Origin of the sequence: Corallococcus sp. BB11-1 (genome assembly GCF_026626625.1) — a bacterium.
GTDB lineage: Bacteria > Myxococcota > Myxococcia > Myxococcales > Myxococcaceae > Corallococcus > Corallococcus soli.
Map to the genome: position 1 here is coordinate 177,343 of NZ_JAPNJY010000025.1, position 25,171 is coordinate 202,513.

20 protein-coding genes and 1 riboswitch are annotated in these 25,171 nt (G+C 67.6%); of the genes, 6 read left to right on the forward strand and 14 right to left on the reverse strand.

All coding sequences use genetic code 11. The features are described from left to right. Positions 1–163 precede the first annotated feature (163 nt). From thiO to moaA, 3 genes are all read left to right on the forward strand, one after another. Positions 164–1,279 (forward strand): glycine oxidase ThiO, encoded by a 1,116-nt coding sequence (gene thiO, locus OV207_RS20640; protein WP_193348530.1) that lies wholly within the window; start codon positions 164–166, stop codon positions 1,277–1,279. Between the two features lie 169 nt (positions 1,280–1,448). After that, complete coding sequence (locus tag OV207_RS20645) at positions 1,449–2,690, forward strand: HD-GYP domain-containing protein (RefSeq protein ID WP_267556829.1); 1,242 nt, start codon at positions 1,449–1,451, stop codon at positions 2,688–2,690. 63 nt (positions 2,691–2,753) lie between these two features. Then, positions 2,754–3,758 carry a GTP 3',8-cyclase MoaA gene (moaA, locus tag OV207_RS20650; RefSeq protein ID WP_267556853.1) on the forward strand — a complete coding sequence of 335 codons (1,005 nt, stop codon included), beginning with the start codon at positions 2,754–2,756 and terminating at the stop codon, positions 3,756–3,758. 3 nt (positions 3,759–3,761) lie between these two features. Here moaA and OV207_RS20655 read toward each other — a convergent pair whose 3' ends face one another. The 14 genes from OV207_RS20655 to tssK all read right to left on the reverse strand — a co-directional run bounded on the left by OV207_RS20655 (position 3,762) and on the right by tssK (position 23,192). After that, entirely contained in the window at positions 3,762–4,166 is a 405-nt protein-coding gene (locus OV207_RS20655; protein ID WP_193348527.1) for a DUF4870 domain-containing protein, read from the reverse strand. Between the two features lie 130 nt (positions 4,167–4,296). Further along, positions 4,297–6,174, reverse strand: a complete 1,878-nt coding sequence (gene thiC / locus OV207_RS20660; protein WP_267556830.1) for a phosphomethylpyrimidine synthase ThiC — start codon at positions 6,172–6,174, stop codon at positions 4,297–4,299. Between the two features lie 44 nt (positions 6,175–6,218). Continuing rightward, positions 6,219–6,330, reverse strand: a riboswitch (TPP riboswitch). Positions 6,331–6,443: 113 nt separating this feature from the next. Next, entirely contained in the window at positions 6,444–6,833 is a 390-nt protein-coding gene (locus tag OV207_RS20665) for a DUF4280 domain-containing protein (RefSeq protein ID WP_267556831.1), read from the reverse strand. 3 nt (positions 6,834–6,836) lie between these two features. After that, a complete protein-coding gene (locus tag OV207_RS20670; RefSeq protein WP_267556832.1) occupies positions 6,837–7,517 on the reverse strand; it encodes a toxin-antitoxin system YwqK family antitoxin in 681 nt (226 codons plus the stop codon). A 9-nt stretch (positions 7,518–7,526) separates the two neighbouring features. Beyond that, positions 7,527–9,575 carry a type VI secretion system Vgr family protein gene (locus OV207_RS20675; RefSeq protein WP_267556833.1) on the reverse strand — a complete coding sequence of 683 codons (2,049 nt, stop codon included), beginning with the start codon at positions 9,573–9,575 and terminating at the stop codon, positions 7,527–7,529. Then, positions 9,572–10,630 carry a type VI secretion system baseplate subunit TssG gene (tssG, locus tag OV207_RS20680; protein WP_267556834.1) on the reverse strand — a complete coding sequence of 353 codons (1,059 nt, stop codon included), beginning with the start codon at positions 10,628–10,630 and terminating at the stop codon, positions 9,572–9,574. Before tssG ends, OV207_RS20675 begins: the two co-directional genes overlap by 4 nt. After that, positions 10,594–12,420, reverse strand: a complete 1,827-nt coding sequence (gene tssF / locus OV207_RS20685; protein ID WP_267556835.1) for a type VI secretion system baseplate subunit TssF — start codon at positions 12,418–12,420, stop codon at positions 10,594–10,596. The genes tssG and tssF overlap by 37 nt, the downstream gene beginning before the upstream one ends. Next, entirely contained in the window at positions 12,407–12,892 is a 486-nt protein-coding gene (gene tssE, locus OV207_RS20690) for a type VI secretion system baseplate subunit TssE (protein ID WP_267556836.1), read from the reverse strand. Before tssE ends, tssF begins: the two co-directional genes overlap by 14 nt. Before the next feature lie 8 nt (positions 12,893–12,900). After that, positions 12,901–13,416, reverse strand: a complete 516-nt coding sequence (locus OV207_RS20695; protein ID WP_267556837.1) for an Hcp family type VI secretion system effector — start codon at positions 13,414–13,416, stop codon at positions 12,901–12,903. A gap of 36 nt (positions 13,417–13,452) precedes the next feature. After that, on the reverse strand, positions 13,453–15,744 hold the full coding sequence (tssC, locus tag OV207_RS20700) for a type VI secretion system contractile sheath large subunit (RefSeq protein ID WP_267556838.1): 2,292 nt from the start codon (positions 15,742–15,744) through the stop codon (positions 13,453–13,455). An 86-nt stretch (positions 15,745–15,830) separates the two neighbouring features. Beyond that, positions 15,831–16,901, reverse strand: a complete 1,071-nt coding sequence (gene tssA, locus OV207_RS20705; protein ID WP_267556839.1) for a type VI secretion system protein TssA — start codon at positions 16,899–16,901, stop codon at positions 15,831–15,833. After that, complete coding sequence (locus OV207_RS20710) at positions 16,898–20,992, reverse strand: type VI secretion system protein (protein WP_267556840.1); 4,095 nt, start codon at positions 20,990–20,992, stop codon at positions 16,898–16,900. Before OV207_RS20710 ends, tssA begins: the two co-directional genes overlap by 4 nt. A gap of 17 nt (positions 20,993–21,009) precedes the next feature. Further along, positions 21,010–21,789: a DotU family type IV/VI secretion system protein gene (locus OV207_RS20715; protein ID WP_267556854.1), complete on the reverse strand. Its 780-nt coding sequence runs from the start codon at positions 21,787–21,789 to the stop codon at positions 21,010–21,012. Continuing rightward, positions 21,789–23,192 carry a type VI secretion system baseplate subunit TssK gene (gene tssK, locus OV207_RS20720; protein WP_267556841.1) on the reverse strand — a complete coding sequence of 468 codons (1,404 nt, stop codon included), beginning with the start codon at positions 23,190–23,192 and terminating at the stop codon, positions 21,789–21,791. Before tssK ends, OV207_RS20715 begins: the two co-directional genes overlap by 1 nt. A gap of 312 nt (positions 23,193–23,504) precedes the next feature. On the opposite strand from tssK, the gene OV207_RS20725 reads away from it, so the two are divergent. From OV207_RS20725 to OV207_RS20735, 3 genes are all read left to right on the forward strand, one after another. Further along, complete coding sequence (locus OV207_RS20725; protein WP_267556843.1) at positions 23,505–23,861, forward strand: hypothetical protein; 357 nt, start codon at positions 23,505–23,507, stop codon at positions 23,859–23,861. 8 nt (positions 23,862–23,869) lie between these two features. Continuing rightward, the gene (locus tag OV207_RS20730; RefSeq protein ID WP_267556844.1) at positions 23,870–24,508 is read left to right on the forward strand and encodes a hypothetical protein; all 639 of its coding nucleotides are present in this window, start codon (positions 23,870–23,872) and stop codon (positions 24,506–24,508) included. A 128-nt stretch (positions 24,509–24,636) separates the two neighbouring features. Next, on the forward strand, positions 24,637–25,171 hold a 535-nt coding region (locus OV207_RS20735; protein ID WP_267556845.1), incomplete at its 3' end, for a hypothetical protein.

Sequence of the window (25,171 nt, forward strand, 5' to 3'; positions counted from 1 at the left end):
CGGTCCCGTCGTGGGCCGGCCGATGATGCGCATGATGGTGATGCACGGAGATGGAACGCACGCCCCTAGGGTTAACGACCGGAGGCCCTCCCGTCAAGCCACCCCCGGGTGCGAGCCTGTCTTGAGGCTTGCAAACCCGGCCCTGCTTGAGCACAAGCGGCCCATGCGGACCTCGGACGTCCTGGTGGTGGGCGGTGGCTTGATGGGCTGCGGCATCGCGCTGCGGCTGCGGCAGGCAGGTGCGCGCGTGACGGTGCTGGAGCGCTCCATCCCGGGCGCCGAGGCCTCCAGCGCCGCCGCCGGCATCCTCGCGCCGCAGTGGGAGTCCGACGGGCCGGGCCCCTTCTTCGAGCTGTGCCTGCGCAGCCGCGCCCTCTACGGGAGCTTCGCCGCGGAGCTGCGCGAGCTGACGGGCGTGGACATCGCCTACCGGCCGTGCGGCCTGCTGCGCGTCGCCTTCGACGAAGCGGATCACCACCACGTGGAGTCCACCGTGGGCTGGCAGCACGGCATGGGCCTGCGCGCGGAGCTGCTGGACGGACAGGGCGCGCGCGAGCTGGAGCCCCGGCTGTCACCCCAGGCCGTGGGCGCCGCGCACTTCCCGGATGATCATCAGGTCGACAACCGGCTGCTCGTGCGCGCGCTGACCATGGCCGCCGCGCGCGTGGGGACCACGTTCAAGAGCGGCCACGTGAGCGGCGTGGTGCACGAAGGGGGCCGCGCGGTGGGCGTGGACCTGGATGGCGAGGTGCTGCGCGCGGACGCCGTGGTGCTGGCGGCGGGCTCCTGGTCGTCCCTGGTGCAGGGCGTGGGCGTGGCGGCGCAGGCGGTGCGCCCGGCGCGCGGCCAGATGATCCAGCTCCAGACCCGGCTGCCCGTGCTGGAGCGGATCGTGACGTCCGCCAAGGGCTACCTGGTGCCGCGCGCGGACGGGCGGATCATCGCGGGCAGCACCATGGAGCACGTGGGCTTCGACAAGCAGGTGACGGCGGCGGGGCTGGCGCGGATCCTCGACATGGCGCTGGAGCTGTGTCCGGAGCTGGGCAGCGCCCCGGTGACGGAGACCTGGGCCGGCTTCCGCCCGTGGACCCGGGACGCGCTCCCCTACATCGGCGAGGGGCCCGTGCCCGGCCTCTTCCTGGCCACCGGCCACTTCCGCAACGGCATCCTCCTCACCCCCATCACCGCCAAGCTGGTCGCCCAGTCGGTGCTCGGCGAGAAGCCGTCCGTGGACCTGGCCCCCTTCCGGTATGACCGGGGCCCCGGGACGCGGAGCTGAGGGCCCCGCGCCGCCCTACCCCCGGCGGCGGGCGGCCCGGCGCGGACCCGGGACGTGCTCCGGGGCCCCAGGGCCTGCCCCCTGCCCTGGACGCCAAGGAAGCGAGGCGGGTGGTAATTTCTCGCACTCGTTCGCCTTTAAGACCCGGAAACCTCTAGAATCTTCGGCCGTGGAAGCCATCCCCCCCGCCCCGCCTCGAATCCTGATCGTCGACGACGACGATTCCGTCCGCGACGTCATCTCCGTGCTCCTCCGTGAGGAGGGCTACAACTGCGTCGTGGCCAATGGCGCCGAGATGGCGCTCGATGTCGCGGGCGAAGAAGAGACGCCGCTCGTCATCAGCGACATGAAGATGCCGGGCCGCGACGGACTGTGGCTGCTGGAGAACCTGCGCGAGCGGCTGCCGGACACGTCCGTCATCATGCTCACCGGCTACGGCGACACCGAGTCCGCGGTGGACTGTCTGCGCCGGGGCGCGGTGGACTACCTGCTCAAGCCACCCAAGCTCACCGACCTCATCCGGGCCATCGAGCGGGCGCTCGCCAAGCGGCGCATCGAGATGGCGCGCAAGCGCTACCAGAAGAAGCTCGAGGGCAAGGTGCGCGACCGCACCGCCGAGCTTCGCAGCGCCCTGCACAACATCGCCAACACGTACCAGAACACGCTGCTGGCCCTGGTGGCGGCGCTGGACGCGCGCGAGCACGAGACGAGCGACCACTCGCAGCGCGTGGTCAGCTACACGAGCGCCATCGCCAGCCGCATGGGCATCCACGGCAAGCAGATGGAGGAGATCGGCCGAGGCGCGCTCCTGCACGACATCGGCAAGATCGGCGTGCCGGACGCGGTGCTGCTCAAGCCCGGCAAGCTCACCCCCGACGAGTGGCTGGAGATGCGGCGTCATCCGGAGATCGGCTTCCAGATGATCCAGAACATCCCCTTCCTCTCCACCCCGGCGGACATCGTCCTGTCGCACCAGGAGCGGTTCGACGGCGCGGGCTACCCGCGCAACCTCCAGCGCAATGAGATCCACATCGGCGCGCGCATCTTCGCGGTGGCGGACACGCTGGACGCGATGACGAGCGACCGGCCGTACCGCAAGGGCACGACGTTCGCCAACGCCATCCAGGAGATCAAACGCTGCGCCAACACCCAGTTCGATCCGGACGTGGTGAAGGCGTTCCTGGACATCGGCGAGGAGGGGCTCATCCGCATCAAGAAGGAGATGGCGGAGAAGAAGCTCAACCCGCTGCAGGCCGCCGCCGACGCCGCTGAGGCGGAGACGGAGCTGGCGCGCCTCACCGACCTGGATGACGAAGCGGATTCGCCGCCGGTGGGCCCCGCCTCGAACGCGGCCCCGGCCCATGTGGCGGCGCCCATCGCGATCCGTTCAGCGTCGGGCACCGAAGGTTGAGGGCCCCCCAAGGGGAGCGATGATTTCCCGGGGCGGGTTGTTATGAAGGCGGAAGGCCCCGTGATGATCGCCCCCCTGCCCGCCACCAATCCGCTCGCCCCTCCGCTGCTCGACGCACAGGGGCGCTGCATGACGTACCTGCGGCTGAGCATCACGGACCGCTGCAACTTCCGCTGCACCTACTGCTCCCCGGCGTCCTGGGGCGGCAAGAAGGACCTGCTGGACGCGGCGGAGTTCGAGCGCATCGTCTCCGTGTTCGCGCGCATGGGCATCCGCCGCGTGCGCCTCACCGGGGGCGAGCCCCTCATCCGGCCGGACATCCAGGAGATCGCCCGGAGGCTCGCCGCCGTCCCGGGCATCCAGCACCTGGCCATCACCACCAACGCCAGCCGCCTGGAGTCCCTGGCCGCGCCCCTGCGCGAGGCGGGCGTCACCCAGCTCAACCTGAGCCTGGACACGCTGTCGCCGGAGACGTTCCGGCGCATCTCCAAGCAGGGCGACTTCGACGCGCTGCTGCGCGGCATCGACGCGGCGGCGGCGGCGGGCTTCCAGTCGCTGAAGCTCAACGTCGTGGTGATGCGCGGCATCAACGATGGGGAGGTGCCCGCGCTGGTGGACTTCGCGCACGCGCGCGGCATCACCCCGCGCTTCATCGAGCTGATGCCCTTTGGCCAGGGCACGCCGGTGCCCACCGCGGAGCTGCTGGAGCGGCTGGCGTCCAGCGGGCGGCAGCTCACCGAGGAGCCGCCGGAGGACGCCGCTTCGCCCACCTCCGGGCCGGCGCGCTACTGGCGCACGGCGGGTGGACGGGTGGGCTTCATCTCCCCGCTGACGCAGAACTTCTGTGGCGGGTGCAACCGGGTGCGGGTGGCGTCCAACGGGGACCTGCGCAGTTGCCTGGGCGGCCGGGCGCAGGCGCCGCTGCACCAGCTCATCCGGGGCGGGGCCACCGACGCGGAGCTGGCCATGGCCGTGCGCCGCGCGCTGGGGGACAAGCCGGAGGGGCACCGTTTCACGGAGGCCGGAAACGGCGCCACGCTCCTGCCCATGATGGGCATTGGCGGCTGACGGCTACTTCACCAGTCGCAGGTTGACGGGGTAGCGGTAGAGCTCGCCGTCGTTGGCCTTCAGGCCCGCGATGATGGTGAACACGATGGAGCCGATCGCCACGATGGGCGCCAGCAGGAAGCCGATGCCCACGCACATCAGGACGGCGGACACCGTCATCGCGATGAAGGTGGTGATCTGGAAGTTGAGCGACTCCACCGCGTGCGCGCGGACGAAGGAGGACTCCTTGCCCTTCGTCAGCATCAGGAACAGCGGCACCGCCCAGCCCAGGAAGCCCGCGCCCACCACGATGCCGGCGATGGAGCCCAGGTGCGCCAACATCCCCATCGTCTTCTCATCCGTGCTCGCCGTGGGGGAGCCGGTGATGAACGAGCCGAACTGCTGATCTTCGCGCTGCTGTGGGTCCATGAAACGCCCTCCAAAAATGAACGGGGCGCGACGGGATGCGCCCGGAAGCCTCGCACCATGGCACGCCGTGTCGGTGCCTGTCATCCAGTGGACGGGGACCCCCAAGGAGGCCCCCGCCCGCCTGGAGGCTTCAGCGGTACAGCTCGCTGCCCGCCTTCTTGAATTCCTCGCGCTTCTCCTTCATGCCCGTCTCCAGCGCCTGGACCTCGTTGACGCCCACCTTGTCGGCGTAGTCGCGCACTTCCTGGGTGATCTTCATGGAGCAGAAGTGCGGGCCGCACATGGAGCAGAAGTGGGCGACCTTGGCCCCTTCGGCGGGCAGCGTCTCGTCGTGGAAGGCGCGGGCGCGCTCGGGGTCCAGTGACAGGTTGAACTGATCCTCCCAGCGGAATTCGAAGCGCGCCTTGGACAGGGCGTTGTCGCGCGCCTGGGCGCCCGGGTGCCCCTTGGCCAGGTCCGCGGCGTGGGCGGCGATCTTGTACGTGATGACGCCTTCCTTCACGTCATCGCGGTTGGGCAGGCCCAGGTGCTCCTTGGGCGTCACGTAGCAGAGCATCGCCGTGCCGAACCAGCCGATCATCGCCGCGCCAATGCCACTGGTGAAGTGATCGTATCCCGGGGCGATGTCCGTGGTGAGGGGCCCCAGCGTGTAGAAGGGCGCCTCGTGGCACACGGCGAGCTGCTTCGTCATGTTCTCCTGGATGAGGTGCATGGGGACGTGGCCGGGGCCTTCGATCATCACCTGCACGTCGTGCTTCCAGGCGACCTTGGTCAGCTCGCCCAGCGTCTCCAGTTCCCCGAACTGCGCGGCGTCGTTGGCGTCGGCGATGGAGCCGGGGCGCAGGCCGTCTCCCAGGCTGAAGCTGACGTCGTACGCCTTCATGATCTCGCAGATCTCCTCGAAGTGCGTGTAGAGGAAGTTCTCCCGGTGGTGCGCGAGGCACCACTTGGCGAGGATGGAGCCGCCGCGGCTGACGATGCCGGTGAGGCGCTTCGCGGTGAGCGGGACGTACTGGAGGCGCACGCCCGCGTGGATGGTGAAGTAGTCCACGCCCTGCTCCGCCTGCTCGATGAGCGTGTCGCGGAAGATGTCCCAGGTGAGCTCCTCGGCCTTGCCGTTGACCTTCTCCAGGGCCTGGTAGATGGGCACGGTGCCGATGGGCACGGGCGCGTTGCGGAGGATCCACTCGCGCGTCTCGTGGATGTTGCGGCCGGTGGACAGGTCCATGACGGTGTCCGCGCCCCAGCGGATGGACCAGACCATCTTCTCCACCTCCTCCTCGATGGAGGACGTGACGGCGGAGTTGCCGATGTTGGCGTTGATCTTCACCAGGAAGTTGCGGCCGATGATCATCGGCTCCAGCTCCGGGTGGTTGATGTTGGCGGGGATGATGGCGCGGCCCCGGGCAATCTCATCGCGCACGAACTCCGGGGTGATGACGCGCGGGATGGCGGCGCCGAAGGAGTTGCCGGGGTGCTGGGCGGCGAGCGACGCGTGCAGCTTCTGGTTCTCGCGCACGGCGACGTATTCCATCTCCGGCGTGATGATGCCCTTGCGGGCGTAGTGCATCTGGCTGACGTTGCTCCCGGCCTTCGCGACGCGGGGCTTGCGGATGTGGTTGAAGCGCAGTCCGGCCAGGCGCGGGTCCGCTTCGCGGGCGCGGCCGTACTCGGAGGTGATGCCGGCCAGCTCCTGGGTGTCCGCGCGGGCGTGGATCCAGCTCTCACGCAGGGCAGGCAGGCCCCGGCGCAGGTCGATTTCCGCCGCGGGGTCGGTGTACGGACCGCTGGAGTCGTAGACGTGGACGGGGGGGTTGGCCGTCTCCGGGCCGGAGCCCGCGGGGCCGTGGTGGCGGGTGGGCGTCTGGGCGATTTCGCGCAGGGGGACGCGGATGTCGGGGTGCAGGGTCCCGGACACGTAGACCTTCTGGGAGGCGGGAAGCGGGCCGCGGCTGATCCCCTCCAGCACCTTCCCGTCGACCTTCAGGCTCTTGGACGCTCCACTCATCGGACGGCTCCTCGTGACGACGGACGGGAGACGGACGGGGGCATGGAGCGCCCACACCGCTTCCCTCCGCCGGTATTAACCGGTTCAGGTTCAAAGGGTCGGACGCGGAAACGCGACCGTCTCAGCCCCCTTCCGGAGGCGCCCCTAGCGACTGGGGAGCGGTGTAGCGCAGGGGGGAGCGGGCTTCAACCGGGGCACGCGCGGGGTCGCGGCCAGTGGACGCCGGGAGGCCCTACGGGGAGGGTGACCCCGGATCGAGCTCTCCGTTGTCACGGAACCTCGGTGGTGAACTGACCCGGGGTGGTGATTTGAATCACCCCGCCCCAGTTGCACATCAACTTCGATGAGTTGTTGAGCGCGGGCATGTTCCCAATGAACACCGTGGGCGCTCCGACAACCCATGGGGCTGACGTCACCGGGATGCAGGGCATGGGGACCAGCACGCCCATGGCGGCGGCGGTCGCCGCTGCGACCGTCGGGTTGGAGGGGGACGTGCACATCACGAACGGAGGGATGTTCACGAGGGGCGCGTGGTCCATGATTGTCGCTGCGGGCGGTCCGCCCACCAGGACCCGGTTCGTCGGCAGCACGACCAGCGGACCTGGCGCCACGCCGAAGCTGCATTGCATCATCGCGCCCATGCACACCTGCTGTCCCATGGCCTAGCCTCCCAACGGCTTTCGCAGCAGCTTCGCCAACTTCACGATGAAGGGCGGTTCGCGGGACTTCTTCGTCTCCCGTCCTCGTTCGTCGAACAGCACGGGGGAATCCTTCTGGGCTCCAGCCTGGAACACCGTGCGCTTTCGCACCGCCCCCCGCTCGTCGTACTCGAACACCTCGCCGTGCAGCTTGTCGTCCACGTACGGCTCGCACCGGAAGAGTAGACCCTCGGGGGTGAAGTACTTCGCATCTCCCTGGCGCTTTCCGCTCTTGAAGGGAACCTCCACCCCCACCCTCCCCGTCTCCGAGTAGACGAGCATCGGCCCCTCCAGCAGGCCAAAGGCATACGTCTGCCTCAGCCGCACCTTGCCCATGGAATACACGAGCATCTCCCCGTGGAGTTTGCCTTCCTGATAGTGCTGGCGAAGCACCACCTGCCCGTCTTCGCCGTTGCGCACCACCTCACCGTCCAGCACCCCGTCGTAGAACGAGGCCCGTTGCACCTCCTGCCCCTGCGGCGACAGCAACACCGAGTCGCCGTGCAGCTTGTCCCCCCGCAGCTCCGTCACCTGGAGGAGGGCCTTGCCGTCCTCGCCGCGCGTGAAGGTGGTGTAGCGCGCTCCCTGTCCCTCCTGCCCCGGAGGCCTGACTTCTCCTGGCTTCTGCTCGGCGCCGCGATTCATGCTCGCCCCTCAGTTGATCTTCACCAGGCCGCCCTTGAGCGTGAGCATGCCGCCACCGTCCACCGTCTGCGAGGCCGAGGCCTTGTGCTCCAGCGACACGCCTCCGTCGTTGGTCATCGACACGCTCGCCTTGTTCGTCATCGACACGCCCGCCTTGTTGGTGAGCTGGGTGCCCGCCTGGTTCAGCAGTTCCATGCTCGCCTTGTTGGTGAGGTGGGTGCCTGCCTGGTTCGTCAGCTCCGTGCCGGCCTTGTTTGTCAGCTCCGTCCCCGCCTGGCTCAAGAACGAGGCGCCGGCCTTGAAGGTGACACTCCCTCCCACGTCGATGGTCAGGTTCCCCGACACCTTCAACGTGTAGTCGCCCGTGACCTGCTGATCGAAGTTCGCTTTGTTGGTGTGGGTCTCATCGCCGGTGACCTCCACGTCGCGCTTGCCTTTCACCTCGTGGGTTTCATCGCCCTGCTTGACCTGGATGACGCGCTTGCCCTTCTCCACCACCAACGTGTCGTCCGCCTCCTGGATCGTCGTGGTGCGCTGGTTCTTGATGGTGGTGACGCGATCATTGCCCACCTCCAGCGTCATGTCCTTCTGGGCGTGGATGTAGAGTTCTTCCGCGTCCGCCTTGTCCTCGAAGCGGATCTCGTTGAAGCCCGCCCCCCCCTTGGAGGAATTGCTCTTGAGGGTGCTCTTCGTTGCTTCGTCGGGCAGGGTGTAGGGGACGACCTGCTCGCCGTTGTAGATGGCGCCGCTGACGAGGGGGCGGTCCGGGTCTCCCTCCAGGAAGGTGACCAGGACCTCCTGTCCCACGCGAGGCAGGAACAGGCTGCCCCAGGCCTTGCCCGCCCAGCCCTGCGCCACGCGGACCCAGCACGAGCTGTTCTCGTCCTGCTTGCCCTCTTGATCCCAGTGGAACTGCACCTTCACGCGACCGTATCTATCCGTCCAGATCTCCTCGGTGCCCTTGCCCACCACGATGGCCGTCTGCGCTCCGGAGATGCGCGGGCGGGGTGTCTTCACCGGCGAGCGGAAGCTGGCGTCCGCCGGGAAGGCCTCGAAGCTGTTGGCGTAGCGCTCGGCGGTTGCTGAATGCGACAGCCACCGCGCCACATAGTCTCCATTCACATCCGCTCGCTCGTGGCCAGCCACTTTGAACTTGAAGCCTGGGATGAGGGCGCGGACACGTCCCTGGCCGCGCAGGCTCTTCACCGGCTGCGTGCGCGCCTCCAGCCGCCGCTTCACGCGCGCATCCCCCGCGTCCTGCTTCGTGAAGCCGCCCGGGTACTCGTACACCTTGAGCTTCGGCGTGCTTCCGGACACCTCGGACTTGAGCTTCGTGGCTGGCGTCTCGAAGTTGAAGTCGGCGAGCTGGTAGGCATTGGACGTCACCTGTTGCTCCAGCGTGCAGGACTCGATGACGTCCTCCGCCATCACCAGCGGTGTGGTGCGCCCCACCTGCGCCTGCGTCAGCCCGGGCGTCGCGACATGAGCACTGGCGTCATCCGCGAGCACCAGCGTGTGCTTCGAATCGGTGTGCTCGAAGAAGTAGAAGATGCCCTCGTCCTCCATCAACCGCGAGACGAAGGCGAAGGCGCTCTCCTGGTACTGCACGCAGTACTCGCGCGCCGCGTACGCCCCCTTGAGCGAGAGCTGGTAGTCCGTGAGCCCCAGATCCTTGAAGACCTTCTCCAGGATCTCCGGCACGGTCATGTCCTGGAAGATGCGGCTGTCGCGGGTGAGCGTGAGCAGCCACAGCCAGGGGCGCAGCTCGGCGTAGTAGGTGGTGAAGTCCTGGAGGGTGCCCGCCTGGACGAAGCGCGTGATGATGCCGTGCAGGCAGCGCCGGGTGCCGTCCGTGAGGTTCAGGGTGATGGCGGCGCCCTTGCCCACGAGCTGGGAGAAGTCCACCTCCGCATCCGACGAGCGCAGCTCCACGGTGACGTGGAAGGGCGCGGACAGGTGCTCCTCGCCGTGGAAGGCGTGCAGCCGCAGCACGTCCTGGCCCGCGGGGCTGGAGAACGAGAGATAGAGCGCGTCCTGGGAGAAGCCTTCCCGGCTCACGGTGCCCTCCCTTCCGGGGCCGCGGCACGCGTGAAGCGCGTCGACAGGGTCACCCGGCCTGCTTCCTCGCGCCCGGGGGCGGGCAGCCACGCGTTCCATCCCAGGCGCGCCTGGCCCAGCCGGGCCCTGGGCACCTCCTCGGGCTTCACCCACAGCTCCAGGTGGAAGTCCATGGAGGGGCCCACCACGAAGCGGACCAATTCGCGGAGCACTTCAAGCCCCCGACCGTGGGGCAGGAAGTCCTCCAGCTGCCCCTGGCGCAGGGGTCCCAGGGTGAGGCGGAAGCGGGCCTGCCAGTCCCACACGCGCTGGCCCAGCACCGCCTCCCCCATCCGCTGGTTGCGCCCCGATTGCCCCAGCCGCGTCTGCTGCTCCGCGTCCAAGGCAAGCCAGGCCCCTTCGAAGGCGTGGCCCTTCACCTCCACGCTGAAGTAGTCGCGCAGCACGGCCTCCAGGGTGGCCATCGAGCGGGGACGCCGCGCCAGCGCGCCCGCGTACCGCAGCAGCACCCGCGACGGCAACGTGGGGTTCCGCTCGCGCAGGCCCGGCGTCCCGAGCCCCAGGAGCGCGAAGAGCCACGAGGCCACCAGATGCTGTTCGGGGGGACGCGGATCCAGCGCCACTCGCCGCGCCACCTTCGCCCGGTAACGCAGTGCGAGCAGCCGGTGATGGAAGAGGTCCAGGAAATTGCGGGGGCCCACGTCGCCCCGCCGCTCCCGGTCGCGGATCCACTGGGCCATGGGTAACGGCAGGGCCCCCCGGGCGCCCATCAGGCTCAGCGAACCCACCGTCAGCTCCGGTGGCAGCGCCTTGCCTGTCACGGGGTCAAGACGCTGGGGCTTCAGCGCCACCACGTCACTGGAGGAGAAGGCCATGTCCGCCGAGGCGCACAGCCGCACCGGCTCCGTGTCGGGGTCGGTGCCCTCCCCCACGCGAGGGGCCCGAGGGTTCGACAGCTCCAGCAGGCGCACCGCCTGGATGAAGCTGAACTGCCGCGGCTGTTCGTGAAGCTCCTCGACTACGGGACAATCTGTTCCCCAGCCCTTGCCGGCCATCGCTTCCACACCTTGTTCGAGGCCTCACCCTTGCGCTTCATCACCAGCCGGGTGAAGGAGTTCACTGCCGCGTACAGCCCCAGGAAGTGGCTGAGCACCGCGCCCAGCAGCACCGCGCTGGAGCCCTGGTACAGGTCCTCATCGAACTCCAGCGTCACCTCCTGCCCCCGACAGAAGCCGCGCCAGCCCGCCCACGGAAGACGCGCCACCGCCTCACGACAGGACAGGCCCGTGAGGCCCCGGGTCAGTGGCTCTCCCGAGCCATGCTCCGTGAAGTCGTGCAGCCGGAGGATCTCCTGGAGCGCGGCCAGCGCATCCTTCCCCTGCGTGAGTGAAAGGTGGTTGAGGGAGAGCATCGACACCAGGCGCCACAGGGAGGAGCCACCCAGCGGCGGATCGAGCTGCGGTGTCGGGGCCCTGAGCAACGAGATGCCCCGCAGCGCCGCGCCCTCCTCCATCTGCAGCCTGTCTCCTTCGCGCAACTGCTCGGCAAGCCGGCGGTTGGTGCACAGCGTGTGCGCGAACAGGACCTGATGTGCCGGCTGGCTTGGATGGAAGTCCAGGTCCAGGAAGGACAGGTACAGCTCCGTCCCCGGCAGGTCAGCCCGGCCCGTGGCCTGCCGCCGCGCGGACCAGCAGGCCACCGGGCTCGCCTCTCCCACCGGGTGTCGGTAGGAAAAGAAGGGATCCACCCGCCGCGCGCGATCCGTTTCCAACGTCGAGGCGGACACCGAGACGATGGAGTGGATCTCCAGGGTCCGCTCGCGGTGGTGATCCGGCACGAGCGGGTATTCGGTGCGGCGGTGGTCCAGCCGGATGGGTTCGGAGACCTTGGGAAAGAGATTGACGATGGGGGTGCACCCGGTGCGCAGGGCGTTCCGGGTGAGCTTCAGCCTCGCGGGAGGCGTCCGGTCCAGCAGGAAGAGGATGTCCAGCACATGCTCGGCGGCCTGGACGTTCTGGCGACCCAGGTCGAGCTCAACGAAGTGGAACTTCTCCGGGAAGGCGAAGAACTCCTGCAACAGCCGGTGGCCGGCGTGGGTGTTGGGATGGGCGGGCAGCAGTGCCTCCTCCCGCTCGAAGCCCATGAAGCGCAGGGCGTCGGCGGACAGGTGGATGGGCCCCTTCTTCTTCTCATCCGGATCCGGAACGAGCACCACCCCCAGGAGGTTGCACGCGAGCAGCTCGAACAAGGAGTGGGCCGAGTCCCGTTCATCCCCCAGGTGCAACGGGAGCCGCGCCAGGTCCATCTTCGAGAAGGCAGCGCCCTGCGCCTTCAGCCTCACGCGCAGCACCGTCACCACGTCGCTCCGTGAGTCCAGGAACGCGTGGCGGCTGGTGGACTCCTGCGTCACCGCCTCTACCACGAGGGGCCAGAGGGTGACGGGATAGGCGGTGCGAAAGCTGCACTGGTGCCCTTCCCCCGTCTCGGCGTACAGGCGCGTGTGCCGCTCCAGGTGCAGGCCCGCAGGCGGCGGCTTCTGCTTCGGGTCCACCTCGAAGTGCGCGATGGAGCAGGAGGGCACCGGCTGGACGAGGTGCGGCGCGAGCAACCCCAACAGGTGGGCGGTGACTTCGGGCAGTTCATCCTCGAAGTCCTGCCGCACCCGAGCGGTGAGGAAGGCGAAGGACTCCAGCAGACGTTCGACGTGGGGATCCACCACCTGCTCGGGCGAAAGCGACAACCGCGCCGCCACCTTGGGATGATCCCTGGCGAAACGGGCGCCCATCCGTCGCAGGTAGCTCAACTCCCCCCGGTAGGCTTCCAACATCCGGTCATTCGCGCTCATGGCCACCTCCCTGCAGATCCACCTTCACCTGGAAGGAGACCGGCTCGGCGAGCCGGTCGACGACCAGGGACGCCGAGACGGTCACCCTCAGCATGCGCTGCTCGGAGTCGAAGGACGCCACGCAAGCCCGTGGCTGGCGCAGCCTCGGTTCGAAGGCGGCCAGGGTCCGGGAAAGCACCTTCTCCAGGCGCACCTGATCCTCTTTCGACGCGGGGTTCATCCACTGCATCTCGGGGACGCCATAATCCACCACCGAGCGCTCGGAGGCTCCGAGCGCCTCGGCCTGGGCCACGGTGAGGTAGCAGCGGGTGTTGAGCAACTGCTGCACCTCCATCCGCACGGACAGCTCCAGCTCCTCGCGGCTCAGGACCCGCGGCGGTCGGACCTCGCGCGACTGCCACGGCTCGTGGTCCCCGAGCCGGTCGAACAACAGCGCCGGGGAGACCGGCGCCTCCTTCTCGCGCTCCGCCATGGGGGACCTCAGGCGGCCTTGTTGGTGCTCAGGTTCCAGCTCGCCGTCTTGTCACCCGACTCGGCTGTGCCCGGCGACTCCTGCTTCTGGATTTTGTAGGCCCAGGTGACCTTCGTGTAGTTGAGCGTCACCGTCTCGATGGGCAGGTCACCGCCGCCCGCGCCCACCGACACCGAGGAGATGATCACATTCTCCAGCGTGAAGGTGTAGAAGGCGATGGGCGCGCTGTCCGCGCCACTCTCGCTGGCCTGGTAGACGGTGATGGTGGCCTTCTGGATGTTGTTTCCGCCGCTGCAGTACTGGTTGAGCATGGGCGTGGTCTGATCCACGTACTTCGTCGCCGTGAAGTCCTGGTGGTTGCACCGGCCATGGAGGCGGCTGGTGTTGGATGCCTCGCCGGCGGACAGGGGCATGGACACGCCATGGCTGAAGGACAGGATCTCGATCTGATCCTTGCCCTCGGTGGTGGTGGACTCGCCCTTGAGGGTGTCCGCGCCTTCGAACTTCAAATAGATGTTTTGCATGTCTGACTATTCCTTGACGTGCCTGGAAGCGGAGGACTAGGCGGCCGGCTTGGGCAGCTCGGCCACCAGGCGGATGGAGGCGGTCAGCTCATTGAGCTGGAAGTGCGGCCGAAGGAAGACGACGGAGCGGTAACTGCCGGGCTTGCCAGGGATGTCGAACACGTCGATGCGAGCCTCGCGCAGCGGCTGGCGGGCCTTGATGTCCGCGGCGGCCTCGTCATTGAGCTGCACGTACGCGCTGATCCACCGATTCAGGTAGACGGCGGCGCCATCCTTGGTCATGTAGCTGCCAATCTTGTCGCGCATGAGGACCTTGAGATAGTGCGCGAAGCGGGAGGCGGCGAGCATGTAGGGCAACTGCGAGGAGATGCTGGCGTTGGCGGTGGCCTGCGGGGTGTCGAAGACACGGGGCTTCTGCACCGTCTGCGAGCCGAAGAAGACAGCGCGGTTGTCTTCCTTGCGGTAGCACAGGGCCAGGAAGCCCAGGTCGCTCAGTTCCTTTTCGCGGCGGTCGGTGATGGATGACTCCGTGGGGATCTTGACCACCCGCTCACCGTCCGCGGACTTGAAGAAGTGCAGGGGCAGGTTCTCGACCTGTCCGCCGTTCTCCACGCCACGAATGGCGGCACACCAGCCATAGAGGGCGAAGGAGGCGGTGATGCGAGCCCCCAGCGCATAGGCCGGGTTGCCCCACAGGTAGGCGTGGTGGCTGTACTTCTCCTCGGGGGCCTTGAAGCGGTCCTTCTCCTTCGGGTCCAACGCCTTGGAAGCGTCCTCATTGTAATCGAACTCATCCACCGGGACGGTTTCGCGGCCGTAGGGCAGGCGCAACAGGAAGCGTGGCAGCGTGAGGGTGACGTAGCGCGAGTCCTCTGAGCCCCGGAAGGAGCGCCAGGCGATGTACTCCGAGCTTTCGAAGACCTTCGACAGGTCTCGCGGGGCATCCAGCGCGGTGAAGTCCTCCAGCCCGAAAAGGGCCGGGGTGGCCGCGGCGATGAAGGGGGCATGCGCGGCGGCGGCCACGTTGGAGATCAACTGCAACAGCTTGATGTGCTGGGGATGGTTGGTGAACTGGAAGTCCCCCAGGAGCAGGCTGAAGGGATTGCCACCGAAGGTGCCGTACTCCTCCTCGTAGACCTTCTTGAAGAGCGTGCTCTGATCGAAGTCGGAGGCCCGGTCCAGGTCTTCCAGCAAGTCGTTCTGGCTGACGTTCAGCACGCGCAGCTTCAACAGCGGACCGGTCTCCGAACGCATGACCAGATAGTGCAGTCCGCGCCAGGAGGCCTCGAGCTGCTGAAAATCCGGATGGTGGAGGATTTCATCGAGCTGATGGCCCATGCGCAGGTCGATGAGCGCGATTCGGTGGCTGAGCATCGCCACCATGTCGCTCTGGACCTTCTGGTCGGAGTCCTTTTCATAGGTCTCCCACTTCTTCTTCTGCTCGTCGTTCTTGAGGTCGTACTTCAACTGCTCGTTCTGCCTCAGTTCGGCATGCTCGGTCGTGTACTTCGCATCCTCCAGGAAATGCTCCACGAACGTCCGGACCATCCCCTTCGCGCCTTCGAGTTGTTCCGTGAACTGCACCTTGTCCTTCAGGTCCCGCACGATGCGACCACTCGCCATCTTCTCCACGACCGTCTTGAAGGGCTCGTCGAGCTTGGGAGGGGTAGGAGGAGGAGGGAGCGGGTTGGGGGGCGTCGGATCCGACGCGGATGGCTGGCTGGCCAGTTGGCACTGATAGTTCAGGAGGTCCTCCAGCTGCTTGATCACGACCTCCTTCTGCTTCGCGATTTCATCCGGCTTGCCCGCGACCTTGTCGATCTGCTTCTTCAAGCCATCGATGGCGTCAGCGAGCTTGTCGTTGCCGTCGAGCTTCGCGACGAGGTTCACCAATCGCTGGCGCTGGTCGCGCAGCTCCTTCAGCAGGGGCCTGCCTCCAAAGCTGGCATTCTTCACCACGGATGCGGGGCGGAAGTCATCGATGTGGGAGAAATCCATCTCCATCGAGAGCGGAGCCGGCACGAACTTGCCATCCTTTGACGGCACCTCGATCTTGTTCGCGATCTTTATCTTCAACTTCGGACCGATTTTTTTGAGCAGGTCATTGAAGTTGTCGCGGTCGATCTGGACGAACTTGCGTTCCTTGAGCGGCGGAAGGGCGCCGACCCCCTCCTTCTTCTGCACGCAGAGGTCGGCGAGGATCCCGACCACGAGCGGCAACTCCTTCTTCTCGATCGCGCCAGCGGTTTCCAGATCATAGGTGATTTGCACGCGTGGCGGGCGGTTGCGATCAAGCCAGTGCTGCCCACTGTCCAGGGAAACTGCCATTTCCGCACCTCTCTCAAGGGACTTCGTGGTAAAAATAGACGAATGTGATGTCTTTTCAATTTCTTGAAACAGACTTCCTGCTTTTGTCAGCGCATTCCCAGCAGGGCCTGGATGGCCTTGAGGTCCTGCGGTGTCTGGACGATCTCCTGGAGGAGTTCGCCCAGCGGCATGTCCCCCCAGGAGATGGCCCGCTTGATGAGATAGGGCGTGGGGCTGTGCGGCTCGCTCCGCATCAGGAAGTCGGCCACCTCGGAGAGCCGCCGGTACGCCTCGGCCCGGCTCTGGATGGGGCCTGCGCCCTGCTGGCTCACGGGAGCCAACGCGGCCTCCACTTCCGGCGCTGCTCCGGCCGTCGCCATCGCGGAAGCCGCCACCGGACCGCGCAGCGACTGGATGAGGTTGCGCGTCCCGGTGAGCGCGGCCTTGAGCTTGAGGAGCATGCCCTGCTCCTGGCCAAGCCGGGTGTTGAGCCCGCGCGCCACCCCCTCCGCCGCGTCCAGCGCGGCGTCCAGGTCGCGGATCATCGAGGCGATGACAGGCGCGGGCGTGAGCGACATGGACGCGGTGAAGCGCGCCTGGGTCACCCCGACTGGTGCCTCCACGGACTTGCTGCTGGGGCCACTCGGTTTCGGCGCCCGCTCGCGATAGACTGCCGTCTCCCAATCCGCGTAGCTGAACTCCCCTGCCTCGGGGGACTCGGGGCGCGTGAGGGGCACGCTCTTGAGCCGGAGCGCGAGCTTGTCATCCACCCACTCCACGGGAGAGAGCCGGCCCGTTGGATCCGCGGGCTCGAGCGCCGGCCAGGCATTCTCCCAGAAGCGCTCCACGAGCCCCGCCATCAGCCGCAGGCCCACCTCCAGGCCACGAAGGCCCTGCAGTTCCAGCCACGCCTCCAGCAGCCACCCCGCGATGCGCAGGTCCTTTGAGCGCGTGCGCAGCGCTTCCTGGCACAGCGACTCCACCTGTCGCCATTCGGCCCGCTTGGGCGTGGTCTTCCACACGCCCTGGGGCAGCGAGGCATCCTCCTCGCGGCGCGCCTCCTGGATGCGGTCGTGCGTGCCCTCGTAGCGCAGGTTCTCGCCCCCGGGCCTGTCCACGGAGATGGGGGCGAGCAGGGCTTCCAGGTCGACGGGGAAGGAAGGGTCCGGGGGGCTCATGGAAGGGCCTGTCCGCGCTGGGTCACGCGTCGCTGTTCAGCGGCTTCGTCCGACACGGGCGCGCGCACCGGCCACGCGCGCGGTGCGAACAGGGAACTTCTTCCATCGGGGCCAAGCACCTCCACCCGGAGGAAGGCCCGCACGTCCTCGGCGGCCGGCGTGCTCGCGTCTTCCCCGCCCCGCGGCCGGGACTGGCCCCGCATGAGGAAGCGCAGTGTGTGGGGCTGCGAGTCCCGGCGGCCTTCCAGTTCACCGCGCGGCGTCTGGTGGGCGCGCAGCAGGCGGATCAGGGACCAGGGGCCCTCGTAGCGGAAGCCGAGCGTGTCGGGCGCGAGCAGCCGGGCTCCCGTCGTCCCCTCATCGGGAAGGGGCGCCGAAGGGCCGTCCTTCGCCCAGCGGAACACGACGAGCAGCGGCGTCTCCGGCTGCCAGGGCTCGGGCTTCATCGCCACGCGCTGGCCCGCGGCCTCCAGCCGCCACTCGATGAGCTGGTTGGCGCGCAGCTCGCGGCGCCGGTTGACGCGCGGCTCCATCCTCACGCTGTAGAGCGGGCCGTCGCCTTCTCGCAGCAGGGGCAGGAGGAAGGCGCGGGCCTCCTCCAGTTGTTCCAGGAAGGCGATCCGCTCCCGGGAGAGCGCCCCGGTAGCAAGCCGGGGCGCGGACCCGCCGTCCTGATCCGCCGCGTTGCCCAGGGTCGCGCGGAACGCGTCGAACTCCTGGAAGAAGGCGCGCACGTCCGCGAGCCCGAGCTCCCCCCGGGGGCCCGGAGGCACATCCTCTGAGAAGGGGAAGCGGCCCGCGAGCTTCGCGTTGAAGGCGCGGCCGAGCCTCTCGTAGGCCTGCCGCAGCGCCTGCGCCTCGAAGCCCTCGCACCGGCGGCGCAGGGTTTCACGCAGCAGGAAGAGGCGGCCCAGGAAGTAGTCCCCTCCGTCGGCGGAGCGCGCTGGCGGTCGGGCCGTGGCGCAACTGTCGTTGCCGGCCGTCATCATGTCCGTCTGGATGAACGACTCCAGCACCTGCACCGAGTTGCCAGGCACCATCTTCTCCCTTCGCTCCAGCTCGTTGAGGATGCGCTGCCACTTGGCCACCAACGGCCGGGAGGCCCCCTCGTCCACGGCCGTCAGCAGCGACACCGGAATGGCGGCCTGGTCGCGAGCCAGGGAGCCCACGCGGCCGCGCTGTACCTGGAGGTAGGCGGCCAGCCCCTGGGCATCCGGCACGTCGAAGGCCTCCAACGCCGAGGACCGCTCCCCGCTCCACCGCGCCAGCCGCGGATCCGGGGCGTAGGGCGCATCCCGCTCCAACAGCTCATCGGTGCGCCGCAGCAAGCCCTCGGCCTGGAACGCGATGAGCCGGTTCAGATCCAGCCTCGCGCCGTCCAGCCCAAGCTGACTGTAGAGGTTGAGCAGCTCCAGCAGCTTGCCGGAGACGCGCTTGAGGTTATCGAGCTCCGCGGCGATCTCCGCCCGGGCCTGCTCACCCGCCGAGGAGGGCTTGGGGACGCCCTGGGTGAGGACGGCCCGGCTCACCTGGTCCCCGACGCGGAGGCTGAACAGCTCCTTGCCCCGTGCGGAGAGCACCTGGGCCGTCTCCGGCTGGAACTTGTCGGTGACGAGCTTGACGAAGGCGTTGTAGGGCTCCACCCGCTTCAGGGCCGCCTCCAGTTCCTCCTCGTTCCAGAAGATGCGCACCGGTCCGCCCTCGAGCGAGGGTGGCGGGCCCTTGGGCTCCTCCGAAAGCGTCCTGGCGATGGGATCCTCCAGGAGCTGCTTGAGCGTGAGGTAGGGCTCGCCGAGCGCGATGGGCTTCCCCGCTTCGACGATGAGCACCGGCCCCAGGGCGAGCGCGGCGTAGTCGTCGCGCAGCCGCCCGCGCAGATGTGTCAGCTCCGACAGCCAGTTGTCCCGGAGGTGATTGGCCAGGAGCGCCGCCTCTTCCCTGTTCAGGAAGGGGGTTTGCTCGACCTGCTTCAGCAACTTGAGCAGCGCCGGGTCCAGCTCGTTGCTGGAGATCCACTTCACCGACTCCAGATCCAGATCATGGTGCACCTCGCGGATGGCGGTGGCGACCGACCGCAGGGACAGGTCCGACACCGTCGCGGTCCGCAGCCGCGTCACCTGGTCCTCGACGGCACGCGCGTCCACCTCGAGGAGGTTGCGCGTGGGCTCGAACAGCCGCGCCTGGAGCTTGCCGGCCAACAGCTCCAACCGCTCACGCACCGCGAGGTTCATGTCGGGCAGGCCCTTCAGCGGCCTTGCCTTCGCGGGCGCCAGCCAGCGCTCATAAAGATGGGGGCGGGTGTGGAAGGCGGCCGGCAGGGGCGCATTGAGCAGCGGCTGCGCAAGGCTCTCCAGGGCCTCCACCTTCTTCGTCTCCGCCAGTTCGTCCGCGGGCCGGCTCAACACCGCGTACGCGTCCGAGTGCTGCTGGTATTGCTTCAAGCCCTCGATCCGTCTCCACAGCGCCTGGAACTCGGGCATGAGTTCCAGCGACTCGACCTTCTCGACCTTCTCGACCGTCACGGCCTCCGACGGCTCCACGGCTGACGCCAGCACGACCGCGAGGCCCGGTGCCCGCGGCTCGCGGGGCTTCGACCGCGGCTGCTTTCGCAGCTCCTCTTGCAACTGCTCCTGCTCTGCTTCCAACTTCACGCGAAGGGACTCGAGCACCACCCGATTGAAGGCGAGGGTCATCCCCTTCCCCAACCTGTCGTCCAGGTCCGACATCAGCGAGGTGGGCAGCGTGGGGCGTGACAGGTCCACCCCGTCGATCTGGGACATCTCCTGGAGGACGCCGTGGGTCTGCTCCAGGTTCGCCTCCGGACGCAGTTGTTCAAGCTGTCGCAGCCGCAGCTTCCGGCCGGCGTCCTCCACCCGCTGGGCGATGGCCTGGACGCTGTTGCTCAGGGGCTTCAGGTCGTGACGCAGGCTCCACCACGTCCCGAGCATGACGAGGCTCGCGAGCACCAGGAGCCCACCCACCGCGACCTTCAGGATCCGCACCTGCTGACGGTTGCGCTTCAGCGCCCGGAGGGAGGGCCGTGCCAGGCCCCCCTCGGGGAACACCTTCTTCTCGAACAGCTCCCCGGCGAAGGCGATGCGCCCGGCGCGCTCGCCCTCCCGGACGGGCCCCGTCGGGCTGCCGCAGAAATAGATGCCTCGCAACCAGAGGGGCTGATCGTAGAGGCCTCCCTTGAAGAAGCGGTCCAGCACGCCGCACAACGGGTCCTGCAGCCGCCGCACCGACTCCGCGAAGGAGAAGAGCTGGTAGCGCGCCGCCTCTTGCGCCAGCACCGGCCCCCCACGCGCGAACAGCGCGAGCTGCACTCCGCACAGCTCGTCGTAGACGGAGTCGATGGCCCCGCGGACCCACCCGGTGTCGTACTTCTCCTGGGAGGCGTGGGGATTGGACCAACCGAACATCTGGTCCCGCTTCTCCGCGGGCAGGGCCTGGCAGAACTCCCGGAAGCCCGTGAGTTCATCCGCCTTGGTGATGACGACGTAGATGGGGCACGAGACTCCCAGCACGTCGTTGAGCGCACGCAGGGCCCGGTGGAGTTCCTCCATCCGCATCCACAGCTCCGGTGTCAGGGGAGCTTCTGCCCCCTCGGACGACAGGCGCATGCTGACCAGCTCCGGAGCGGGGAGCATCAGCACCACGCTGTCGAGTGGCCGCAGTGGACGGGCCTTCTCCAGATGGGAGATGAGCCGCGCGCGCTGGGATGGCTCGGTGAAGACGCCGCCCTTCACATCGATGACGAGCCCGCCCTCCAGGAACCAGAATGCCCAGCCCGCCGCGTTGGCCACTTCGGCATCCGGACGCGCGGAGGGCAGCTCGCTCGTGAGCGAGGACAGGAGCGAGCTGCGCCCCGAATCGGACTCCCCCACCAGCAGGCACCAGGGCACCTGATAGAGGTCCGTCCCCGTGGACTCCAGCCGTTCCAGCGCGGTGGTGAGCGGCGCGCGCGCCAGCGACGCGACTGGCGCCGGGGCCTTGAGTGCTTCCGCGGGCACATTCTGCCCGGAGGGCTGACGGCGCCCCCCGCGCCACAGGGCGGCCAGCGCCTCCGGCACCAGGCTGGCGAAGGCCATGAGCAGCCACCGGAGGATCACCGCGTGGCCCTCTCGATGCGCTCGAGCGCATCGCGCAGGGAGTGCGTCTCATGGAACCAGACGACCTGACCCGCGACGACGTACGCCACCAGCCCCGCCAGCAGCAGCAAGAACCAGGGGCGCAGGCTGCTCAGGCGGCGAAGCTCGGGACGGGGCCCATCCACCATGTCCACGGAGGAGGCATAGGCCCCAGCGAAGAGCTGACGCCCCGGGCGGTCCACGTCGAGGCCTCCCTCCACCCTCGAGGAAACGAACGCCGCCAGCCGGACGTGCCACTCCTCCAACTCCAGCTTCCTGCCCGTGTCCCGGTACCTGCCCTCGAATCCGAGGGAGAGCACCAACAGGTAGACCGCCGCGAGTTCCGCCTGCGCCGAGCCCTGGCGCTCAAGCAGCTCCTGGATGTCCTCGAAGAGCTGATCTCCCGCATTGCCGGTGTGGAACAGGTCGCGCTCGAGCAGCCCCTGGCGCCAGTCCTTCTGGCCCGGCCAGACGTGGTGGAGGAAGACCTCATCGGCGAAGGCCGCCAGCGCATAGCGCACCTTCTCGGCCTGGGGGTCCTCCTCCCCCGCCCGTCGCGTGCGCCGCAGGGCCTGCAGGTTGAGCCGCTCCCGCAGGGCCCGGTTGATCTCCATGGCGCCCTGGGTCGGAGCCTCCTTGCCAAGGTTGCCGGCACGAGGGGCCACGCCGACCTCGCCCTGCAGCCGCAACACCTCCGCGAGGAACTGGCGCGCGCCCTCCAGCAGGGACGCCCGGTGGTGGAGCAGGAGGGCCTGCATCACCTGGCCCTCCCCGCGCCCGGCTTCTTCGATGCCAGCGGGCGCTCGGTGAAGAGGACGACCTGCGCCGGGGAGGACTCCTGTGGCCCCCCCTGTTCGAGGCACAGCACCGTCTCCTTCCCGGTGTGGAAGGCAAGCAGGTCCTCCTGCCCCTCCCGCTTGAACTCGAAGAGCAACATCCGTCCCCAGGGCGCGAGGCCCGGGCAGAAGTCCAGGGGCTCACGCCTCACGCCGACGGTCCGCTTGTCGCGCATCGCGCGCATCTCCCCCTTGCCTCCGACGTGGCAATCCCTGACCCAGTCCTTGACCTCCGAGGGCGAGGCAAGCTCGGGACCCACCACCCCCAGCACCAGCCGCTGATCCAACCACTCCTCGCGGAAGGGAAGCTCGAAGCCCTGCTGCGTCTGACGGAACGTGTGGACGAGGAAGGACTCGGGAACGGCCTCCTCCAACGTCTGCTGGATGAAGAGGGTCACCTCCTTGAAGCAGCCCTGGAGATCGTCGTGCTGGTAGTAGTCCAGCAGGTTGGGCAGCTTGCGCGCCACCGCGGCCACCTGGCCCGCCAACGCGCACAAGGCAAGGTAGACGGTGAACGGATGGCAGAGGCCAGACCTCCATATCGCCTCGTAGGCCGGCAGCCCGGTGATGAGATGGGCCAGCAGCCACTGATTCCTCTCGTGCTCGACCTCGCTGCCGCGGGCCGGAACCGCTTCCCGGCCAAGGTAATCAATCTTCTTGCAGAGGCGCCCAGAGACCTCGCCGCACAGCTTGCCGAGCGTTGAGTCCACGGGCACGTCGAGCCGGGGCGCGACATAGTCGCTCACCGAGAAGGGAGCCCCCTCCACGCGCCTGGAGAGTTCCACCAGGGGCAGTGCGCAGTCGACGTCCCGGGGCCGACCAAAGTGCAACCGCAGCCAGGGGACGAGCTGCTCGATGCGCTGCGGCAGCTCCCCGCCGCCATTGTCATACAGCGGTGCACTCTGGACCCCCTGATACCGGCTGCTGAGGCCTTCGGAGCCGGTTGCGCCACGCTTGTCACCCAGGAGGACGAGGTAGATGCACTGGGGGCCCTGCGCCAGCGCCGCTTTATGCGTCGCGTCGAGTTCGAGTTCGAGCCTGCCATGGATTGCCGGGTCAAAACCGACGGCGAGTCCGTCTGGCATCACTGCCTCCAGCACACCCACACGAAAGACTCCCTTGTTTTCAAGGATACCCCGGTCATACGCCAGACGCTTGACCCCCCAATGAAACGGGGAGACCTGGCGCAGGTGGTAGTGGAGCTGTGCCTCGTTGCGCAGGGCCTGCTGCTGGAAGTGTTGCGGGACCAGCAGCATGCCCTCATGCCATTGCACGGCGTGGGGGATGTCTTCAAAGGTGGGAAGGTGGTCCTGGGGCCGGCGCATGGATGGCTCCTCGCGGGAGGAGATATGTGTATTGCCGTTTCCGACCCCTGTCCAAATTCCCATACGTCCCAGGAAATTTATTGAGAATTTGACAGCACCCAAAGACAACCGGAGATTGAAAGCACCTCCGCACCGGCGGGGGCCCAATCCCCGATGGTGCGCGAATGCATACAGATGACGCGGCGGTTCACGATCTTGGGACCGTGCCTGCTGGCCCTGAGCGGGGCCTGGGGCTGCCAGGGACGGTACTCCAAGAGCGTGGAACTGGCGGATGGTACGCCTACGAAGGAGCCCGAGCGGCGGATGCTCTCCGTGCGAGTCTTCATCGACCCGGATGCCAATGATGACACCCCCGTGGCGCTGTCCCTGGTGCTTGTCTATGAGCCAAACCTGACTCAGCGTCTGCGGGGCCTCACGGCGGACCAGTGGTTCGACACCCGCGAGCAAATCCTGCGTGATGGACATGGGAAGCTGGACGAGATTGTCTGGGAATTCATTCCTGGCCAGGAATTGCCGGAATACACACGTCCACTGCGCCCGCAACCGGCGACGGGACTGCTCTTCGTCCGCTACGTCCGGGGTGGGCTGGAGCCCTACCCTTTCATCCCAGAGCGGCCCTTGCGCATCGCGTTGCGCAAGCTTGACGCCCGGGTGGAGCAAGACCCTTGAGACACGCGATGCGGTTGACACTGCTGGCGGGGATGATGGGGCTCGCGACCTGCACGCAGCGGGTGCCGCTCACCTGGCCGCTCAAGTACCAGTACGCGCTTGGCGAGCGGGAGCTCAAGGGGCTGCAGTACTACGTCTCACATGACGTCGTCCTGCGCCGGGAGGTGCGGGAAGACAAACGGGAGGTCACGCCCCAGGCGCAGTTGCTGCTCATCGACGACCGGGAGCGCGAGGTGCTGCGCATCCGCGCGGGGACACCGTGCGTGGCGGTCCGGGCAGGGCCGGACTGGCTGGAGGTGCAGTTCGAACCCGGCCAGGCCACGCTCAGGTTCCAGGCCTCGCGCCAGACGCCGGAGAGCAACCCACGGCGCGTGGCCAGCAAGGTGGTGGCGGTGGAGGACGGGCAGGTGGTGCTGCACTCGCCCTCGGACCGGTGGGAGGAAGGCTACAAGCTGGTGGGGGTGGCGTGGCGGTATGACCCGGTGAGCCGCGGCTTCCAGGGGGTGGTGCGCTACGAGGGGAAGGATTTCACCACGGACGACAGCGCCTCGCGCGCGACCCTGCTCATTGACCGCAAGCGCTTCGCCCAGACGACCGTGCAGGACCAGATGCTGCCGGGATTGGTGTTGCCGGAGACGGAACGGTAGCAAACCCATTCACCCGACCCAAGCGCCCTCCCGCCGACCCGACGAACATGAAATGAATGCTTGGAGCTTGAAACAGCCCTCCTCCGGCCCTATCCCCACCCCTCCCACCCACAAAGAACGGACGCATCATGTCAAATGAAATTGGCACCCAGTTGACGACCATCCACGACGAAATCACTTTGCTGAAGCAAACTGCCGGCTCGGGGAAAAACAAGATCATGGACGCCGAAACGGCGTTCACCATCGCGGATGCTCGTCAGAAGGCCACCGTATTCGAGGAGAACATCCGTACCGCCAAGAAGACGAAGGATCAGGAAATCCAAACGGCCAATGGCCCCGTGGTCGAAGCCACGAAAAACCTCGAGAGTCTCAAGGCGAAGCTGGCTTCCCTGGAGCCGATGGATGACGACAAGGTCTCAGCCCTAGCAGCCAAGGTCAAAGACAGGAAGACGGCCCTAGATGGCGCCGACGAGACGCTTCAGTCAGCAACGATTGCAAAGGCGGAAAAAGACGCTGCTCTTGCGGAAGCCAAGACCGCGCAAGAAGGAGCCAAGACCGCACACGAGGAAGCCAAGAACAAGCACGCGGAGGCCAAGACGGCCCTGAGCAAATTGAAGAACTTGAACGCCAAGCCCGTAAAAACGAAGGAAGAGAGTGAAGCGG

Bases quoted from the DNA above. Each gene is read 5' to 3' on its own strand.
- tssA (WP_267556839.1), bottom strand. From the start codon at position 16,901: ATGAGCCCCCCGGACCCTTCCTTCCCCGTCGACCTGGAAGCCCTGCTC.
- tssC (WP_267556838.1), bottom strand. From the start codon at position 15,744: ATGGCAGTTTCCCTGGACAGTGGGCAGCACTGGCTTGATCGCAACCGC.
- OV207_RS20710 (WP_267556840.1), bottom strand. From the start codon at position 20,992: ATGGCCTTCGCCAGCCTGGTGCCGGAGGCGCTGGCCGCCCTGTGGCGC.
- OV207_RS20715 (WP_267556854.1), bottom strand. From the start codon at position 21,789: ATGCAGGCCCTCCTGCTCCACCACCGGGCGTCCCTGCTGGAGGGCGCG.
- moaA (WP_267556853.1), top strand. From the start codon at position 2,754: ATGATCGCCCCCCTGCCCGCCACCAATCCGCTCGCCCCTCCGCTGCTC.
- tssK (WP_267556841.1), bottom strand. From the start codon at position 23,192: ATGCGCCGGCCCCAGGACCACCTTCCCACCTTTGAAGACATCCCCCAC.
- thiO (WP_193348530.1), top strand. From the start codon at position 164: ATGCGGACCTCGGACGTCCTGGTGGTGGGCGGTGGCTTGATGGGCTGC.
- tssE (WP_267556836.1), bottom strand. From the start codon at position 12,892: ATGGCGGAGCGCGAGAAGGAGGCGCCGGTCTCCCCGGCGCTGTTGTTC.
- OV207_RS20655 (WP_193348527.1), bottom strand. From the start codon at position 4,166: ATGGACCCACAGCAGCGCGAAGATCAGCAGTTCGGCTCGTTCATCACC.
- thiC (WP_267556830.1), bottom strand. From the start codon at position 6,174: ATGAGTGGAGCGTCCAAGAGCCTGAAGGTCGACGGGAAGGTGCTGGAG.
- OV207_RS20665 (WP_267556831.1), bottom strand. From the start codon at position 6,833: ATGGGACAGCAGGTGTGCATGGGCGCGATGATGCAATGCAGCTTCGGC.
- OV207_RS20730 (WP_267556844.1), top strand. From the start codon at position 23,870: ATGCGGTTGACACTGCTGGCGGGGATGATGGGGCTCGCGACCTGCACG.
- OV207_RS20695 (WP_267556837.1), bottom strand. From the start codon at position 13,416: ATGCAAAACATCTATTTGAAGTTCGAAGGCGCGGACACCCTCAAGGGC.
- tssF (WP_267556835.1), bottom strand. From the start codon at position 12,420: ATGAGCGCGAATGACCGGATGTTGGAAGCCTACCGGGGGGAGTTGAGC.
- OV207_RS20670 (WP_267556832.1), bottom strand. From the start codon at position 7,517: ATGAATCGCGGCGCCGAGCAGAAGCCAGGAGAAGTCAGGCCTCCGGGG.
- tssG (WP_267556834.1), bottom strand. From the start codon at position 10,630: ATGGCCGGCAAGGGCTGGGGAACAGATTGTCCCGTAGTCGAGGAGCTT.